At 62.6% G+C, this 17,029-nt stretch carries 14 protein-coding genes; 4 read left to right on the forward strand and 10 right to left on the reverse strand.

The annotated features are described in order from the left end of the window. Window position 1: 1 nt before the first annotated feature. From G3256_RS00110 to G3256_RS00120, 3 genes are read left to right on the forward strand one after another with little or no spacing between them, the layout of a single operon-like run. Window positions 2-1,144, forward strand: coding sequence for an efflux RND transporter periplasmic adaptor subunit (locus G3256_RS00110; protein WP_169638900.1), 1,143 nt, complete (start codon window positions 2-4; stop codon window positions 1,142-1,144). After that, window positions 1,132-4,284 carry an efflux RND transporter permease subunit gene (locus G3256_RS00115; RefSeq protein ID WP_169638901.1) on the forward strand — a complete coding sequence of 1,051 codons (3,153 nt, stop codon included), beginning with the start codon at window positions 1,132-1,134 and terminating at the stop codon, window positions 4,282-4,284. Before G3256_RS00110 ends, G3256_RS00115 begins: the two co-directional genes overlap by 13 nt. A gap of 60 nt (window positions 4,285-4,344) precedes the next feature. Then, window positions 4,345-5,421, forward strand: coding sequence for a DUF2793 domain-containing protein (locus G3256_RS00120; RefSeq protein ID WP_169638902.1), 1,077 nt, complete (start codon window positions 4,345-4,347; stop codon window positions 5,419-5,421). Between the two features lie 16 nt (window positions 5,422-5,437). Here the strand turns inward: G3256_RS00120 and G3256_RS00125 are convergent, their stop codons facing one another. Then, a complete protein-coding gene (locus tag G3256_RS00125; RefSeq protein ID WP_169638903.1) occupies window positions 5,438-6,241 on the reverse strand; it encodes an enoyl-CoA hydratase in 804 nt (267 codons plus the stop codon). Between the two features lie 71 nt (window positions 6,242-6,312). Further along, the gene (locus tag G3256_RS00130; RefSeq protein WP_169638904.1) at window positions 6,313-7,272 is read right to left on the reverse strand and encodes a fatty acid desaturase; all 960 of its coding nucleotides are present in this window, start codon (window positions 7,270-7,272) and stop codon (window positions 6,313-6,315) included. A 163-nt stretch (window positions 7,273-7,435) separates the two neighbouring features. Between G3256_RS00130 and G3256_RS00135 the strand changes: the two genes are divergently transcribed. Then, on the forward strand, window positions 7,436-8,272 hold the full coding sequence (locus tag G3256_RS00135) for a transcriptional regulator (RefSeq protein WP_169638905.1): 837 nt from the start codon (window positions 7,436-7,438) through the stop codon (window positions 8,270-8,272). Window positions 8,273-8,281: 9 nt separating this feature from the next. Here the strand turns inward: G3256_RS00135 and G3256_RS00140 are convergent, their stop codons facing one another. From G3256_RS00140 to G3256_RS00175, 8 genes are all read right to left on the reverse strand, one after another. Next, window positions 8,282-9,433, reverse strand: a complete 1,152-nt coding sequence (locus G3256_RS00140) for an acyl-CoA dehydrogenase family protein (RefSeq protein ID WP_169638906.1) — start codon at window positions 9,431-9,433, stop codon at window positions 8,282-8,284. A gap of 93 nt (window positions 9,434-9,526) precedes the next feature. After that, window positions 9,527-10,318: an enoyl-CoA hydratase family protein gene (locus G3256_RS00145; protein ID WP_169638907.1), complete on the reverse strand. Its 792-nt coding sequence runs from the start codon at window positions 10,316-10,318 to the stop codon at window positions 9,527-9,529. After that, window positions 10,318-10,782 carry a MarR family winged helix-turn-helix transcriptional regulator gene (locus tag G3256_RS00150; RefSeq protein ID WP_169638908.1) on the reverse strand — a complete coding sequence of 155 codons (465 nt, stop codon included), beginning with the start codon at window positions 10,780-10,782 and terminating at the stop codon, window positions 10,318-10,320. Before G3256_RS00150 ends, G3256_RS00145 begins: the two co-directional genes overlap by 1 nt. A gap of 37 nt (window positions 10,783-10,819) precedes the next feature. Continuing rightward, complete coding sequence (locus G3256_RS00155) at window positions 10,820-11,539, reverse strand: SDR family NAD(P)-dependent oxidoreductase (protein WP_169638909.1); 720 nt, start codon at window positions 11,537-11,539, stop codon at window positions 10,820-10,822. Further along, window positions 11,536-13,836 (reverse strand): bifunctional salicylyl-CoA 5-hydroxylase/oxidoreductase, encoded by a 2,301-nt coding sequence (locus G3256_RS00160; protein ID WP_169638910.1) that lies wholly within the window; start codon window positions 13,834-13,836, stop codon window positions 11,536-11,538. Before G3256_RS00160 ends, G3256_RS00155 begins: the two co-directional genes overlap by 4 nt. A 78-nt stretch (window positions 13,837-13,914) precedes the next feature. Next, complete coding sequence (locus G3256_RS00165; protein ID WP_169638911.1) at window positions 13,915-14,340, reverse strand: acyl-CoA thioesterase; 426 nt, start codon at window positions 14,338-14,340, stop codon at window positions 13,915-13,917. A 30-nt stretch (window positions 14,341-14,370) separates the two neighbouring features. Next, window positions 14,371-14,766: a Cu(I)-responsive transcriptional regulator gene (cueR, locus tag G3256_RS00170; RefSeq protein ID WP_169638912.1), complete on the reverse strand. Its 396-nt coding sequence runs from the start codon at window positions 14,764-14,766 to the stop codon at window positions 14,371-14,373. Continuing rightward, the gene (locus tag G3256_RS00175) at window positions 14,763-16,988 is read right to left on the reverse strand and encodes a heavy metal translocating P-type ATPase (protein WP_169638913.1); all 2,226 of its coding nucleotides are present in this window, start codon (window positions 16,986-16,988) and stop codon (window positions 14,763-14,765) included. The genes cueR and G3256_RS00175 overlap by 4 nt, the downstream gene beginning before the upstream one ends. Window positions 16,989-17,029: the final 41 nt, after the last annotated feature.

Raw genomic sequence — 17,029 nt, forward strand, 5'->3', positions numbered from 1 at the left:
TGTGACTGACCGTATTCCACTGTCGCCCAGGCTGAAACGAGCGGGCAGTCTGGCGCTCACGCTGATGATTGCCGGCGCAGCCGTGGTGGCAGTTTTCACCGGACGCAGTCTGATCGCAGACCGTGCCGACGCTCTGCCTGGCCCTGCGCAGGCGCAGGCCACGCCGGTCAGCATTGCAGTGCTGCGGATGCAGGACAGCCACCGCGTGACACGCTGGTTTTCCGGGCAGGTCGAAGCACGCCGGAGAACTGCGCTGGCATTTGAGCGTGCAGGAACGCTCGACAGTATTTCAGTGCGCGAAGGGGATCTTCTGCAGGCCGGCACCGTCGTCGCGCACCTTGATACCCGGTTGCTGGAGGCTGAACGCATCCGCGTGAGTGCGCGGCGAGACGTACTGCTGGCGCAGGCCGAGCTGGCGCGGCGCACCAATGACCGGCAAGAAGAGCTGCGGCGGCGCGGCCATGTCAGCGCGCAGGTAGTGGATGACACCTCGCTGCGTCTTGCGCAGCTTCGCGCGGCCATCGCAGAGGTCGATGCCGGGCTGCAGGCAATCCGGATCGATACGCTGAAATCCCGGCTCGTTGTACCCTTTTCCGGCGTGGCGGGCACCCGCCTGCTGGACCCGGGCGCCGTCGTCGCACCCGGTGCGCCGGTGCTGACGGTTCTTGACCAGGGGCGGCAACGGTTCCGCGCCGGGCTCGATCCTGTGGTGGCTGCGGACCTCAGCCCCGGAGATCCGGTGACCCTCGCGTTCGGAGCAGAGCGACGTGATGGAAAGGTGGCGCAGATCGCCCCCGATCTGGACCCGCAGACCCGCAACCGCGTGATCTTCGTCGATATTACGGGCGCGCCTTTGCCGGCGGGGCAGACCGGACAGGTCATTATCAGCACAGATGTCGCAGAACCCGGAGCCTGGGTGCCGGTATCGGCGCTGCGCCAGGGGCCGAGGGGGGCCTGGACACTGCTGACCGTGCAGGACGGCGCGGTGACGCCTGAAGCCGCAGAAATTATCCACTTTGATGGCGCCAGGGTCTATGTGCGCGGCAGCTTTTCCGACGGCGACAGCTTCATACCCGGCGGCACACACAGGCTGGTGCCAGGCCAGGCAGTTGCGGTGGCAGAGCTGATATCATGGGAACGCTGACTTTTCGCCGGCCGCGGATCGTCGCACTGATCCTGCTGGTGATTATCGCCGCAGGTGCGTCAGCGGTGCTGGCCATCGGGCGTCAGGAAGACCCCACAATCACTAATCTGTTCGCAACCGTTACAACCCCCTGGCCCGGCGCCGGCCCGGCGCGCGTTGAAAGCCTGGTGACCGCTGAGATTGAGGACAACCTGAGAGAAGTCTCAGAGGTCGATGTGCTGAGCTCCACAAGCGCCACCGGCATTTCGATTGTGCAGATCGAACTGCTGGAAACACTTTCTGTTGACCGCATCGAAGAGGTCTGGTCAGAGCTTCGGGATAAACTCGCCGCAGCCGGGGACCGGTTCCCGACAGGTGTGATGCCCGCTGACCTCGATACCGACGGCGCGGGCGCTTACGGCGCGATTGTCGCACTGACCGCCAGGCATGACGGTGTACCCCTGTCGCTTACGGGTCGCTATGGCAGGGATATCGCGGACCGGCTGCGCAATGTACCGGGCACCCGGCTGGTTGAACTGTTCGGCGCTCCGGAAGAGGAAATCACCGTCACACTGAATGCGCAGCGCGCCGCCGCCACAGGTCTGACCCCGGATGCTGTCGCCGCTGCCATCACGCGCTCAGATGCCAAGGTTGCGGCAGGCCGGATGAACGGCGCAGGCGACGACCTGCTGCTTGAGGTATCAGGCGAAATCACCACCCCTGACCGGTTGCGCAATATCGTGCTGCGTGACGGCGCGGACGGGCAGACGCTGCTCCTGGGCTCGGTTGCACAGATTACCCGCGGGCCACGCCAGCCTGTGGCTGAGGCCGCACTGCACAACGGGCGGCCTGCTGTTCTGATTGCTGCGAGAGCCGAAGACGGTTTGCAGGTTGATGTATGGGCTGACGGTATCCGCGCGGCGCTGGACGACTACCGACCCGGTGTCCCGGCTGGCATGAAGATGGACCTTGTTTTTGACCAGTCCACCTATACCGCGGCGCGCCTCGCTGAGGTTGGCGGTAATATGGCCATCGGTGTTGGCCTGGTCCTCGTGGTGCTGCTGATTACCCTTGGGCTGCGCGCGGCGCTGATCGTGGCGATGGTGCTGCCGGTGGTCACTCTGGCCAGCCTTTTTACCATGAACCTGATTGCGCTGCCGGTGCATCAGATGTCAGTGACCGGCCTCATTGTCGCGCTCGGTCTGCTGGTCGATGCCGGCATCGTGATGACGGATGAGATCGCCCGGCGCATCCGCTCAGGGGCATCACGCCATGACGCCGTGCGCGGATCGGTCTCGCGTCTGACCATGCCGCTCTTTGCCTCCACCGTCACGACGGCGCTGAGTTTCACCCCGATGATCCTGCTGCCCGGACCGGCGGGCGATTTTGTCGGCTCCATCGCGCTGGCTGTGGTGATTATGCTCGGCTGGTCTTTTGTGGTCGCGGTGACGATCACACCCGCGATGGCCGGCTGGCTGATGCCCGCGGCGGGCCGCACCGGCGTGACCGGCAGCGGGCTCCCCTCGGGCCTTGCCGGCCGGCTCTTTGCAAGGTCGCTGCTCTGGTCTTTGCGCAACCCTGTGCGCTCGGTCCTGCTGGCGCTGGTGCTGCCGGTGCTCGGGTTTGCCAGCCTGCCGCTTCTGACGGCACAGTTCTTTCCCGGTGTGGACCGCGACCAGTTTCACATTGAGGTGGACATGCCACCCGGCACCGCCATCGGGCGTACACAGGCGGCTGTGACCCGGCTGGATGCGCACCTGCGCGCCCTGACCGAGGTTGTGTCTGTCACATGGACAACCGGCCGTTCGGCGCCGGCGTTTTATTACAACATCACAGGTGGCCGCAAAGGTGCGCCGGGCTACGCCCAGGCGCTTGTCCGTACCCGTTCTGCAGAGGCGACAGAAGCCGTTTTGCCGGATCTGCAAAGGGATCTGCCTGCGCTGACCCCCGATGCGCAGGTGCTGGTGCGCGGCCTTGTGCAGGGCCCGCCTGTCAATGCGCCGGTAGAGTTACGGCTTATCGGCCAGGACCTTGCGCTGCTGCGCGAGACCGGTGACGCACTGCGCCGGATCATCGAAGAAGTTCCATCGGTCACCCTTGCGCGATCGTCACTGACACCCGGCGCACCGGGACTTGCCGTGGACGTGGATGAGGCGCGCGCGCGTCTGGTGGGACTGACCCCCGGTGATATCGCGCGCCAGCTCGATACGGCCCTCTCAGGTGTAACCGGTGGCTCTCTGATCGAAGGCGCAGAAGAGTTGCCTGTCAGGGTGAGGTTTGATGAGGACTTCCGGACTGATCCGGCACGGGTGCGCGACCTGCCAATGATCCTGCCGGAGGCCGGCGTCTTTCCCGCCACGCCCTTGTCGGCGCTGGCGGAGGTCACGCTGGTGCCCCGGCAGGGACAGATCACGCGCCGCAACAGCGAACGGGTCAACACCGTTCAGGCTTATCTGAAGTATGGTATCCTACCTGAAGAGGCACTTATTGACATACGCAGACGTATTGATGAAGCGGGCTTTGAGCTGCCCCGCGGCGTGCGCCTTCAGACCGGTGGGGATTCTGACGCGCGGGCCTCGACCCTGAACAACCTGCTTGCATCGCTGGGCTTGATTGTCACGCTCTCGGTGGCTGTGGTGGTGATGACATTCGGCAGCTTCCGCCTCGCGGGGGTGGCGCTGGTGGTCGGCGCGCTCTCGGCGGGTCTGTCCGTGCTGGCGCTCGCAGTCTTCGGATACCCGTTCGGGATCAACGCAATTATCGGGCTCATCGGATCTGTGGGCGTATCAGTTAACGCGGCCCTGATTATCATGACAGCTTTGCAGGAAGACGACGCAGCCAGCCGGGGAGATCCGGCGGCCATGGTCGCGGTGGTCATGGCCTCGTCGCGCCATATCGTGTCGACAACCGTAACGACCGTCGGGGGGTTTTTGCCACTGATCTTAGCGGGCGGTGGGTTCTGGCCACCTTTTGCCATGGCGGTTGCCGGCGGGGTCGCGCTTTCGACGGTTGTAAGTTTCTGGTTCACGCCCGCGGCCTTCCAGCTGATCCGCCCGCGCGGCAGATCGCCCGCGCTGATGCAGACGACTGCCAGTGACCACAGGAGGGGTGTGCCGCCCCCGGGCGTTAATGAGGTCTTAAGCCCGGGGGCGGCTCTCTAAGGCCCGGGTAAAGATTTTCGGCCAAAGTCCCGGTATCCGCTCTTCATCATGGGAATCCCAATGGCCGATACCTCCAGAAGCCTCTCGCTGCCCTTTATCATGCCGAACCAGGCGCAAAAGCATGTGACCCATAATGAGGCACTGCAGATCCTCGATACCCTCACACAGCTTGGCGTTGTAGCTGACGACCAGACCGCGCCGCCCGCAACCCCGGCCGATGGCGTTCGGTATATCGTGGGTGATACCGGCACCGGCGACTGGGCCGGACACGACGGCGAGGTCGCGCTGTTTGACCAGGGAAGCTGGCGGTTTTTTGTGCCGCGGGCCGGGTGGCGCGCCTGGGTTTCGGGCCGGGATGCGCTGGTCGTGCATGACGGCACGGACTGGATTGATCTCGACAGCGACGAGTTGCAGGATATCGAGGCGCTGGGGCTGGGCATGACCACCCTGCCCGGTACCCCCTTTTCGGCCAAGATCAATGCGGCCCTCTGGACAGCCCTTTACCAGGCTGATGGCGGGACCGGCAGTATGATCTCGACCTTCAACAAGGAAAACAGCGGCGACGATCTGGGCTTCGTTTTTCAGAAAGACTTTCAGACGCGCGCGTTGCTGGGGCTTTTCGGCAGCGACAACCTGCGCCTGGCCGCTTCTCCGGACGGCAGCACGTTTTTCGACGGGCTGTGGATCGGGGTCGGCAACGGCATTGTGGATCTGCCCAACCTGCCGCGCTTTAAAGCGACCACCGATTTCGACAACTACTGTGCCGCGGATACCTGGATCACCATTGGCATCAATTCGACCGAGTACAACGGCCAGAATGCTTTTGACGCCGCGACCAGTGCTTTCACCGCGCCGGTCGACGGCACCTATCAGTTCGGCGCTTCGCTGACCTTCCGCGAGAATACCAGCAGTCAGGTGACGATGTCCGCGCGTCTGATCACCAACGGCACAGATGAGATCACCGGTTCTGCCGGCGAGATCACCGGCCCGCACATCAGTGACCGGACCACGCTGGCTCTCAATGGCATGGTGGTTCTGGACGCCGGCGACACCGTTGAGCTGCAGGGACAGATCAGCGGACAGGACGGCTATTTCATGGCCGACCGCACCGCGTTCTGGGGCTCCAAGATCGGCTGATCCGCTTTGTCCGGATTTATTCGCCGGTCCAGTCGGGCATCGGCTCTTTTGCAATAAACGCGCTGATGCCGGCTTCGGTGTCGCGCGCCATCATGTTCTCCGCCATGGTCGCACCGGCAAAGGCATAAGCTTCGGCCAGCGGCATGTCGGCCTGCTGGTAAAACGCGCGTTTACCGGTTTTGATCGCCACGGGCGATTTTCCGACGATCTGTGCCGCCATGATCCGGGTCGCCTCGGGAAGTTGTCCGCGGGGCACCACGCGGTTCACCAGCCCTGTTTCAACGGCGCGTGCCGCCGGGACGAAATCACCGAGCAGCAGCATCTCCATCGCGTGCTTGCGCGTCACGTTGCGCGACAGAGCGACCATCGGCGTAGAACAGAAAAGCCCGATGTTCACCCCCGATGTGGCAAACCGGGCATCCTCAGCAGCCACAGCAAGATCACAGGTCGCCACCAGCTGGCAGCCGGCGGCGGTGGCAATGCCCTGCACCTCGGCGATGACCGGCTGCGGCAGATTGACAATCGACATCATCATCCGCGAGCACTGCGCAAACAGGTCGTTAAAGTACCCGTGCCCGCCGTCCGCATCCTCGCGGCGCAGCGTCATTTCTTTCAGGTTATGACCGGCGCAGAAGTGATCACCCGCGCCGCGCAGGATCACAGCCTTTACCGCGCGGTTGTCCGCAATTTCGTCCCAGGTCTGCTGCAGTGCTTCGAGCACCTCCTCTGAGAGTGCATTCATCGACCGGGGGCGGTTGAGCGTTACGGTGGCAATTCCGTCTTCGATCCCGGTGAGGACCGGCATATTCGCATCATTCATCACATGTCTCCCGGCTGCGAGTTTCGACGCAGCAAACAGGAAGGCCGGTGCGGATGGCAAGTATAATCGCGTCAGAGGACCGGTTCGGAAGCGGCGGCCGGCGTCTCTGTCACGGTGTCCGGGTCCTGCGGCCACAGAATATGCGGAACAGGATCCTTGGCACGGAACAGAAAGAGACGGGCGATCTCAGCATAAGACCGGTAGGCATAGCCCCCGTTGCGTTCCAGAAAGGCTGTCCGGCGCGCGGCGTAATAATCTGACAGCTGATACCAGGGCAGCTGCGGGCAGGCATGATGCACCGCGTGCAGATTGTTTTTGAGAAAGAGTACCGACAACAGGCCCCGGTCCTCGATAATCACGCTCCGGCACCGTGCGCGGGTATGCGCCCGGTGTTCCAGAAATGTGCGGATTTTAAGGATCGAGAGGCTGGCCCATGCGCTGACCCCATAAAGCCAGCCAGGCATCTCCACGACAAACATCCACCACAGGACCACCGGTATCAGCGCGGCGGCGTGAAAGAGGTATGCGCCTGCAATCGCCCGGTCCCCGCGCAGGACGGCGCGCATGTCATCCGTCCAGAAGGTCAGCATGCTGATGACCGGCCCGACGAGCATGCGGCCTGCAAGAGTGTTGTTAAAATTATAAAGCGCGCGGCGTGGTACTGACCAGCGCGCCCAGACGGCCGGATCGACAAAGTTTGTTTCCGGATCGTCGTAGGGGTCTGTCAGAACCGGGTCATGGTGATGCGCAAGATGGGTGTCGCGAAACCGTGGGTACGGCACGAAAAGCCCCAGCGCCGGAAAGACCAGAGCCGTATTCAGTGCAGCGTTCCGAAAGGGGTGTCCGTGCAGCACTTCGTGATTCAGCGATGAATACAGGGTCAGCGCGAGGATCAGCAGAATACCTGATGCCACGGGACCGAGCGTGCCATATGCGATCGTAGCCACAGCGTATCCGCCATAGCACAGTGCGGCAATGATCAGGGTAGGCCATTCAACGGGCAGGGAAATTCTGGTCGTTGGGGTATTCAAATTGCATTCTCTTGCGTCTGAAGCGTCCGCTTATCACCCGGACTGCTGCATTCTGGACGCTGAAACAGTTCTCACAAGCGCGTGTATCTGCAATACTTCTGTTTATTGTGCAGCGTTTAAGCGCTTTTGTAGTGTTTTTACTACATATGATCCGGACATGCCCTTGGATAAACGTGATCTCTCCGCGCAGTTTCGCGCCCGTCTCGGCCAGGTCGTCCGGTCACACAGCGGTGGCCGGTCGGATTTTCTGCGCCAGACCGGGATGGACCGGTCAGCTCTCAGCCAGTTCCTGAGCCCCGCGTCAGACAGGCTGCCCCGGGCGGAAACCCTCAGGCGGATCGCATCGGTCAGCGGCGTTTCAGTAGACTGGCTGCTTTGTCTTGAGAACGCACCGGAAGGCCGCCAGGAAGTCGCCGGCAGCGTCAAAATCGAACAGGAAACCCAGGCCGACGGTTCCACACCGCTGGACCAGTGGCGCAGCGAGGCCACCGGTTTCAAACTGCGCTATGTGCCTTCCACCCTGCCCGACATGCTGAGCTTTGATCCCGATGAAGCGGGTCAGAACGGAACGCCCGGCCCCCGCGGTGGCGGTGTCGAGGCGGTTCTGGGTCGTATCTCGCTTGATGATATCGACGTGGAAATTGCAATGCCGGTGCAGACGCTGCGGGATCTCTCGGCCGGCACCGGCCTCTGGGCCGACACGCCGGCGGTTTTGCGGCGCCGGCAGCTTACACACATGGCGCGCGTGTGCCGCGATAATTATCCTGCGCTCCGGCTGCATCTTTATGACGGCACCCGGAGTTTTTCCGCGCCCTTCACCGTCTTTGGCAAAGAGCGCGTGGCCCTTTATATCGGCGATGCCTATCTGGTGGTCAGCAGCCCCGACCAGGTCCGCGATTTCGCCCGCCAGTTCGACCGGCTGGTGCGTCAGACGATCATCAGTCCGGACGCCGTTCATGTCACGCTCGACGATCTGGCAGAGGCCGCACGACCGGAATAACAGTCTCTGTCAGGTGTTTTTCAGTGTCGCACGGGCGATTACGACCTTCTGCACATCCGAGGCCCCTTCATAGATCCGCAGCGCCCGGATTTCGCGGTATAATCGCTCCGGAACCGAGCCCACGCGCACTCCGTCGCCACCGTGCAGCTGCACCGCTTTGTCGATGACCCGCTGTGCCTGATCCGTGGCAAAAAGCTTCGCCATGGCAGCCTCGCGGCTGACCCGCGCGGCGCCCGTGTCCTTTGTCCAGGCGGCACGATAAATCAGCAGCGCCGAAGCATCCACGTCCAGCGCCATATCAGCGATATGCCCCTGGACCATCTGCAACTCCGACAGCGGCGCGCCGAAAAGCTGCCGCGCGCGGACACGTTCAAGAGACGCGTCCAGTGCGGCCCGGGCGAAACCAAGTGCTGCCGCCGCAACGGTCGAGCGGAAGACATCCAGCACCGACATCGCGACTTTGAACCCCTCGCCCGGGGTTCCGATCACTGCGTCCGCACCGATCCGCAGATCGCGGAACGTCAGCCGCGCCAGCGGATGCGGCGCCATTACTTCAAGCCGTTCGGTAATTTCCAGCCCTGGCGTGTCAGCCGGCACCAGAAAGGCCGTAAGCCCGCGTGCGCCCTCTGCCTCTCCGGTACGCGCGAAAACCGTGTAGACATCCGCAATGCCGCCGTTGGAAATCCAGGTCTTTTCGCCGTTCAGCACATAGTGACTGCCATCGCGCACCGCCGTAGTCGCGAGACTGGCCACATCGGAGCCCGACGCAGGTTCACTGAGTGCAAATGCTGAGAGAGCCGCGCCTTTGCGCGTCCGGGCAAGCCATTCGCGCTGCCCGGAGCTGCCGGAGAGCGAGACAGCCCCCATGCCCAGCCCCTGCATGGCGAAGGCAAAATCCGCCAGCCCGTCGTGGCGTGCCAGCGTTTCGCGGATGAGGCACAGGCTGCGCACATCCAGCGGCGCTGGGGCCTCCGGATCAGGCCCGGAATACCTCAGCCAGCCACCCTCTCCCAGCATCCGCACAAGCGCCACGGTCGCAGCATCGGTATCGCTGTGATCAACCGTTCCGAGGTTTTCGACACACCAGGTCTCAAGCGCTGTTGCAAGCTCCCTGTGGCGGTCTTCGAAAAACGGCCACTCGAGAAAACTACGGTCTGTCATGGCCCGGGGTCCTTACGTTTTCCGGCGGCAGAAAGCATTGCCCGGGGCGACGAATCTGCAGGGTGGAAACGGATGTCCATCATAAAACAGTCTCTAATCACCTTCGAACACCGGTTTTTCCCTGGCCACAAACGCCTCATAAGCACGGCGGAAATCGGCGGTCTGCATGCAGATGGCCTGCGCCTGCGCTTCGGCCTCAATCGCCTGATCAACGGTCATCGACCATTCCTGCTGCAGCATTGTTTTTGTCATCATATGCGCAAACCCGGGCCCGTCCGCGATCCGCTGCGCCAGAGTGACGGCCTCAGCTTCGAGGTTTTCCGGTGCAACAAGCCGGTTAAAAAACCCCCATGCTTCGCCCTCCTCTGCGCGCATCGTGCGTCCGGTATAAAGCAGCTCTGCCGCCCGTCCCTGCCCGATGATACGCGGCAGCATCGCACAGGCGCCCATATCACACCCCGCGAGGCCCACCCGGGTGAACAGAAAAGCGGTTTTCGCCTCCGCCGTGCCCAGCCGCAGATCCGACGCCATGGCGATGATCGCTCCGGCGCCGACGCAGACACCGTCCACCGCCGCGATCACCGGCTTGCCACATCCCAGCATAGCTTTGACCAGATCGCCGGTCATCCGGGTGAATTTCAGCAGGTCTTTCATATCCATCGCGACCAGCGGCCCGATGATGTCATGCACATCGCCGCCGGAGCAAAAATTGCCACTCGCGGATCCGAACACCACGGCACCGGTTTCGTCGTCATCGCGCAGCGCGCGGAACCAGTCGCGCAGTTCGGCATAGCTTTCAAAGGTCAGCGGGTTCCTGCGGGACGGATTACTGAGCGTCACGAGAGCCACATCCCCCCGGCGCGTCAGGTTGAAGTGTTCCGGCATCAGCGTTCCTCCTCAAGACGACCGGTAATGCGCCCCAGACGGCTGTGCAGAGTGCTCAGCCCCTGTGCGCCGACCGGTGACAAAAGCTCATCAACCCAAACCTCGTGCACAGCAGCCATCTCGTCAAACATCTGCTGCCCTCCCGCAGTCAGCACAACGCGCATGGCCCGGCGATCGCCCTCAACCGCGCGGCGTTCGACCAGACCATCAGCCACGAGGCGGTCCACAATCCCGGTTACATTGCCGTTCGAGACGCGCAGGACACCGGACAGATCACTCATTTTCAGCCCCTCCGCGTTGCGGCGCAGGGCCGCCATCACATCGAAACGCGGCAGGGTAATATCCCAGGTCAGGCGCATGCGTTCGCGCAGTTCGGCCTCGATCATCCGGGTGACTTTGAGCATGCGCAGCCAGACGCGCAGACGGTCTTTGCTGAGGTCTGACGGTACGGTAACGTTTTCCATCATTGCTCTCCGCCGGTGCAGGCCTGCCTGCACCGTTTCATACTTCGCCGCCTGAAACGCTTAGCGCGTGACCGTTCACCATGCCGGCCTCAGCACCTGCCAGAAAACGGACGGCGGCAACCACTTCGTCGGGTCGGATCATGCGTTTCAGCGGGTTGTCCTCCACGATCCGGGCGGTCGCCTCTTCCACGCTGATGTCGTAACGCGCGGCTACGTTCCGCACCGCCCCGTCGGCCATCGGCGTGTCGACGAACCCCGGGCAGACGGCGTTGCAGGTGATCTCCCTGCGCGCGACTTCTATCGCCAGGCTGCGCACCATGCCCAGCACGCCGTGTTTGGCCGCCACATAGGCAGAGAGGTTCGCACTCCCCTGCAGGCTCGAGGTCGAGGCCATGGCGATCAGCCGCCCCCCGGCGGGCATGTCGCGCAGCGCCTCGCGGAACGTCAGAAAGACACCGGTCAGGCAGACATCAATGGTGGTCTGCCAGTCGGCGAGACTGGTTTTCGCGAGCGGCGTGACCACGGCAGAGCCCGCATTTGCCACGACCACGTCAAAGGGCGCGTCAAAGAGCGCGCGTACATCCGCCTCGCTGGTCACATCGCCCGGGCGCAACGTCATCCCGCGCCCGCCATCGGTTTCCCGGAGAGCATCCTGGCGTCGTCCGGAGATCGTGACCGCGTCGCCGGCATCAGCGAAATCACGGGCAATGGCCCGCCCGATGCCCGATCCGCCGCCTGTTACCAGCACACGTCTCATGCGCGTATCTCCTCTGTGGGGGCCTGATCTTTGTCCGCCAGACGCCAGGCCTGATCACGGCCAGGCAGGTAAGGCGCGGGCCAGGCCTCGGCACGGTCGCCGAGGGCAGTCGCCGCATGCAACAGCCAGTAAGGATCACTTAGATGCGGCCGCGCGAGACATACCAGATCGGCACGCCCTGCCATCAGAATGGAATTCACGTGATCAGGCTCGAAAATGTTACCGACGGCCATGGTGGGCAGGCCCGTCTCATTTCGGATCCGGTCCGAAAACGGTGTCTGAAACATGCGGCCATAGACGGGCCGCGCCTCCGTCGAGGTCTGCCCTGCGGAGACATCGCAAATATCCACGCCATGATCGCGGAAGGCCGCTGCGATCTGCACGGCATCTTCAGGCGTGATGCCGTCATCATCCAGCCAGTCACTGGCAGAGATCCGCACTGCCATCGGTTTATCTTCGGGCCATGCGGCACGCATCGCGTCGAATACCTCCAGCGGATAGCGCAGGCGGTTTTCCAGCGATCCGCCATATTCATCCTCGCGCCGGTTCTGCACGGGTGTAATGAACCCTGAGATCAGATACCCGTGCGCGGCGTGCAGTTCGATCATGTCAAACCCGGCGCGTTCCGCGCGTGTCACAGCCGCGACAAAATCAGCCTTCACCCGGTCCATATCGTCCCGCGTCATCGGGCGCGGCATGGCGTTGCGCGGTGACCAGGGCACATCGGACGCTGAAATCAGCGGCCAGTTCCCTGTCTGGAGCGGCGCGTCCATTTCCTCCCAGCCGACCTGCGTCGAACCTTTCGATCCCGCGTGGCCAAGCTGCAGACAGACTTTCGCTCCGGTCTCGGCGTGAATAAAATCAACGATACGCTTCCAGGCGGCTTCATCAGCGTCTGTCGCCATACAGGGGCAGCCCGGCGTAATGCGCGCATCGTCACTGACACAGGTCATTTCGGTGTAAATCAGACCCGCGCCGCCCTTGGCGCGCTCGCCGTAGTGGATGAGGTGCCAGTCCGTCGGTGTGCCGTCCACCGCTTTATACTGCGCCATCGGCGAGACCACGACCCGGTTATTCAGATGCATGCCGCGCAGATTATATGGCGCGAACATCGGGTGCCGTACAGGTGCGTTTTCGCTCACCCCGGCGGCGGTCTGAAACCACCCTTCCGCAGATTTCAGCCAGTCTGGATCGCGCGCGCGCAGGTTTTCGTGGCTGATCCGCTGTGACCGGGTGAGCAGCGAATAACTGAACTGCACCGGGTTAAGATCGAGGTAGCGCTCGACCTCCTCGAACCACTCCAGTGAATTGCGCGCTGCCGACTGAAGTTTCAGAACTTCGACGCGCCGCTCGTCTTCGTACTTCCGGAACGCCGCCTGCATGCTGTCTTCGGTCGTCAGGTAATCGGCGAGGGCAATGGCCGATTCCAGCGCCAGCTTGGTACCCGACCCGATGGAAAAATGCGCCGTGGCTGCCGCGTCACCCATCAGTACGATATTGTCGTGATGCCAGTGCTCGCAGAGCACGCGCGGGAACCGGATCCACGCGGAACCGCGCACGTGGCCCGCGTTCGACATCAGAGCATGCCCGCCGAGATGCTTTGCGAAAATCTGCTCGCAGGTTGCGATGCTGTCGGCTTTGGACATCCTCTCAAAGCCCCAGTTGTCATAGGTCTCCTGACTGCATTCCACGATGAAAGTCGCCGTGTCAGGGTCGAACTGATAGGCATGCGCCCAGACCCAGCCGTGCTTTGTCTTCTCAAAGATGAAAGTAAATGCGTCGTCGAATTTCTGCTGCGTTCCAAGCCAGGTGAAGGGGCATTTGCGCAGATCCACATCCGGTCTGAAGCTCTCTTCAAATTCCATGCGGGTGCGGGAATTGAGCCCGTCGGAGGCGACCACAAGATCATACTCCGCCGCCAGATCAGCAGCCTTATCCACAGTCTCCTCAAAGCGCAGATCGATGCCGAGATCCCGCGCGCGCTGCTGCAGCAGAATCAGAAGACGTTTTCGCCCGATGCCACAAAATCCATGGCCCGATGAGACTGTCCGGTGCCCGTCATGCACCACCGCGATATCGTCCCAGTAGGCAAATTCTGCCCGGATCATATCGGCACTGACCGGATCGTTTGCAGCCAGGTTGTCCAGCGTTTCGTCCGACAATACGACCCCCCAGCCAAAGGTGTCATCGGCTTTGTTGCGCTCAAAGACGACGATCTCATGCTCCGGTGCGCGCAGTTTCATCGAGATCGCGAAGTAGAGCCCCGCAGGCCCTCCGCCCAGACATGCAACTTTCATCACCGGCACCCTGTCTGTGATTCACTGACCACAAACCTATCCGACACAGGATTTGTTTCAAGCCTGAAATTTTTATATTTAAAGCTGTTTGCTCTGCAGGAAGGTTGTGATGCGGGAGCGCATGGCGTCGGGCCAGGGCACCGGACGGCCGGTGCTCATATCCACTGACACGAGAACAGGCGTGGCCGTCATGCGCAATTCCTCAGCGCAATGCGCTTCGACGTGCAGATGCGCCGAAGTGCGCCCGAGCTTCGTAACATGCAGCCGCCAGGTCAGGACATCACCCATTTTGCTGGGCGCGGAGAACTCGGCGCCGATGGAAACCGTCGGCACGCCATGGCCGCGTTCCAGGTGCATCTGTGCAAACGAATGGCCAAGGCCGACCTCATGCCATTCCTCGACCGTCTGGTTCACCATTTCGAAATAACGCGGATAGAAAACGATCCCCGCCGGGTCGCAGTGCTGAAAGAGAACCTTGATCGTATGCTGAAAAACGTCGTCCATGCGCCTAACGTGACCCGAACGCGCGCCGCGTCAAGAGCCGTCACCTGCCGCCAGATCCGCGAGGATCGGACAGTCAGGCCGGTCGTTACCCGCGCAGGCGCTGATCAGAAGCGCAAGCGTATCGCGCATCTGGGTCAGCTCATCCCGTTTGCGTTCAATCTCCGCAAGATGCTCTCTGGCGATCCGTTTGACGTCGGCGCTTGCCCGGTCGCGGTCATTATAGAGCAGCAGGAGACTGCGGCAGGCCTCGACCGAAAAGCCCAGCGAGCGGGCGCGTCCGATGAATGCCAGCCGGTGCTGGTCCTGCACGCTGAACCTGCGATAGCCGTTCTCGCCCCGCCCGGGCGTGATCAGATCAATGTCCTCGTAATATCGGATGGTTTTAACCGGCAGGCCCGTAGCCTTTGCGACGTCGCTGATGTTCAAAGCGTATCTCCCGTTATGCCGCGCAGGCGCAGCGCATTGGTCAGAACAAAGACGCTCGACAGCGCCATGGCCCCGGCTGCGAGCATCGGGGACAGCAGAATACCCGCACTGGCCCAGAGGACCCCGGCAGCGACAGGGATCAGGGCGACGTTGTATCCGAATGCCCAGAAAAGATTCTGCCGGATGTTGCGCATTGCCCTGTCAGAGACTGATACGGCGCGGATCACGCCCTGCAGATCACCCGACATCAGAACCACGTCAGCCGCTTCAATCGCCACATCCGTGCCCGCGCCGATGGCAATGCCCACATCCGCTGCGGCAAGGGCCGGCGCATCGTTGATGCCATCCCCGACAAACGCGATACGGCGTCCGTCGCCGCGGATCTCCTGCAGGGCGCTGACCTTACCGTCCGGCATGACGCCCGCGACAACGGTGCTGATGCCGATTTCTCTGGCGATTGTGCGGGCTGTTTCTTCGCGGTCTCCGGTGATCATGGCGACGTCTGTGCCATGCGCGCGCAGTGTTGCCACGATTGCCCGGGCGTTCTCCTTGATCTGATCCGACACGCCCAGAAGCGCCGCCACTTCGCCATCAATCGCGGCGAAAAATACCGTCTGCCCCTGCCCCGCAAGCTCACCGGCGCGGTCATCGAACTCTGCCGTGCTGATCCCGGCGTCAGTCATCAGTCTGCCCGAACCGATCAGAACGGTGCGGCCTTTAACCTCTCCTTCGATGCCCAGACCGTTGCGGGCGGAGATATTCTGCGCCGCGTACTCCGGCGCGCCGGCTTCTTTTGCGGCCTCGACAATGGCGCGGGCGACGGGATGTTCCGCGCGCGCTTCCACCGCGGCGATATGTGCCAGCAGGTCAGATTTCTCCCAGCCTGTCACAAGATCCAGGTTTGCGAGCACCGGGCGTCCGGTAGTCAGTGTGCCGGTTTTGTCAAAAGCGATGACGTCGATCCCTGCCAGCGCCTGCAGCGCGTCACCCTTGCGAAACAGCACGCCCAGTTCAGCAGCACGGCCCACGGCCACCATAATCGAGGTCGGCGTTGCCAGCCCCATGGCGCAGGGACAGGCGATGATAAGTACCGAAACTCCGGCCACCAGAGCGTAGGAAATGATCGGTGCCGGCCCGAAGATCACCCAGGCCACGACGGCAATCGCAGCCACCACCAGCACCGCCGGCACGAACCACATGGTAATGCGGTCCACCAGATCCTGCACCGGAAGTTTTGCGCCCTGGGCCTGTTGCACCATACGTATAATACCGGCGAGCACGGTGTCTTTGCCCACCCGGGTCGCTCTGATCCTGAGGCTCGCCGCGCCGTTGACCGTGCCGCCGGTGACCTTATCACCAGGTACCTTTTCCACCGGCAAAGGCTCGCCCGTCATCATCGCCTCATCCACTGCGCCGGTGCCTTCAAGCACCTCGCCGTCGACGGGTACCCGCTCGCCCGGACGCAGCAGAATGATGTCACCGGTCACGATGTCAGCCACGGCCACATCGAGGGTTTTACTGTCGCGCTCCACGCGGGCGCTGCGCGGCTGCAACCCGGCCAGGGCGCGAATCGCGGCACCGGTGCGGCCCTTTGCGCGCGCCTCCAGCCAGCGTCCTGTCAGGATCAGGGTCACGATCACGGCCGCAGCTTCGAAATAGACACCCCGGGCGGCTTCGGGAAAGGCCGACGGGATCAGCATCACAAACAGCGAGTATACCAGCGCCGCTCCACTGCCAAGGGCAACAAGGCTGTTCATATCGGGCGCACCCCGGAAAAGCGCCGGAAACCCGTCACGATAGAAATCGCGCCCGGGCCCGGCCATCACTATAATCGTCAGAACGGCCTGAATAAGGTGACTGATCCCCTGCCCGACCGCGACTTCGAGTGCAGGAACCACATGCGCGCCCATGGCGAGGAAAACCACCGGCGCGGTCAATGCTGCCGCCAGAATAACCTTTTTTTTCAGGTGACTGGCTTCTGCGTCGCGGCGCGCGCCCTGGGCCAGGGCATCGGCATCAGACCGGCGCGCAGGGTATCCTGCGTCATTCGCGGCGGCTATCAGGGCGTCAGCAGTGGCGTCGCCGGTGACGGTCGCGGTTTCCGTTGCGAGGTTAACCGCGACGCCATGAACACCGGGCACTGCAGAAAGCGCGCGATCCACGCGCCCGACGCAGGAGGCGCAGGACATTTTTTCGACCGAAAGCGTGACTGTATCTGGCATATGCCGGGGATCCCTTGTGCAGACACGTTCTACATAAGGGT

Source organism: Roseobacter ponti (genome assembly GCF_012932215.1).
GTDB classification, from domain to species: Bacteria; Pseudomonadota; Alphaproteobacteria; order Rhodobacterales; family Rhodobacteraceae; genus Roseobacter; species Roseobacter ponti.

Bases quoted from the DNA above. Each gene is read 5' to 3' on its own strand.
- G3256_RS00115 (WP_169638901.1), top strand. From the start codon at position 1,132: ATGGGAACGCTGACTTTTCGCCGGCCGCGGATCGTCGCACTGATCCTG.
- G3256_RS00120 (WP_169638902.1), top strand. From the start codon at position 4,345: ATGGCCGATACCTCCAGAAGCCTCTCGCTGCCCTTTATCATGCCGAAC.
- G3256_RS00125 (WP_169638903.1), bottom strand. From the start codon at position 6,241: ATGAATGATGCGAATATGCCGGTCCTCACCGGGATCGAAGACGGAATT.
- G3256_RS00140 (WP_169638906.1), bottom strand. From the start codon at position 9,433: ATGACAGACCGTAGTTTTCTCGAGTGGCCGTTTTTCGAAGACCGCCAC.
- G3256_RS00145 (WP_169638907.1), bottom strand. From the start codon at position 10,318: ATGCCGGAACACTTCAACCTGACGCGCCGGGGGGATGTGGCTCTCGTG.
- G3256_RS00150 (WP_169638908.1), bottom strand. From the start codon at position 10,782: ATGGAAAACGTTACCGTACCGTCAGACCTCAGCAAAGACCGTCTGCGC.
- G3256_RS00155 (WP_169638909.1), bottom strand. From the start codon at position 11,539: ATGAGACGTGTGCTGGTAACAGGCGGCGGATCGGGCATCGGGCGGGCC.
- G3256_RS00160 (WP_169638910.1), bottom strand. From the start codon at position 13,836: ATGAAAGTTGCATGTCTGGGCGGAGGGCCTGCGGGGCTCTACTTCGCG.
- G3256_RS00165 (WP_169638911.1), bottom strand. From the start codon at position 14,340: ATGGACGACGTTTTTCAGCATACGATCAAGGTTCTCTTTCAGCACTGC.
- G3256_RS00175 (WP_169638913.1), bottom strand. From the start codon at position 16,988: ATGCCAGATACAGTCACGCTTTCGGTCGAAAAAATGTCCTGCGCCTCC.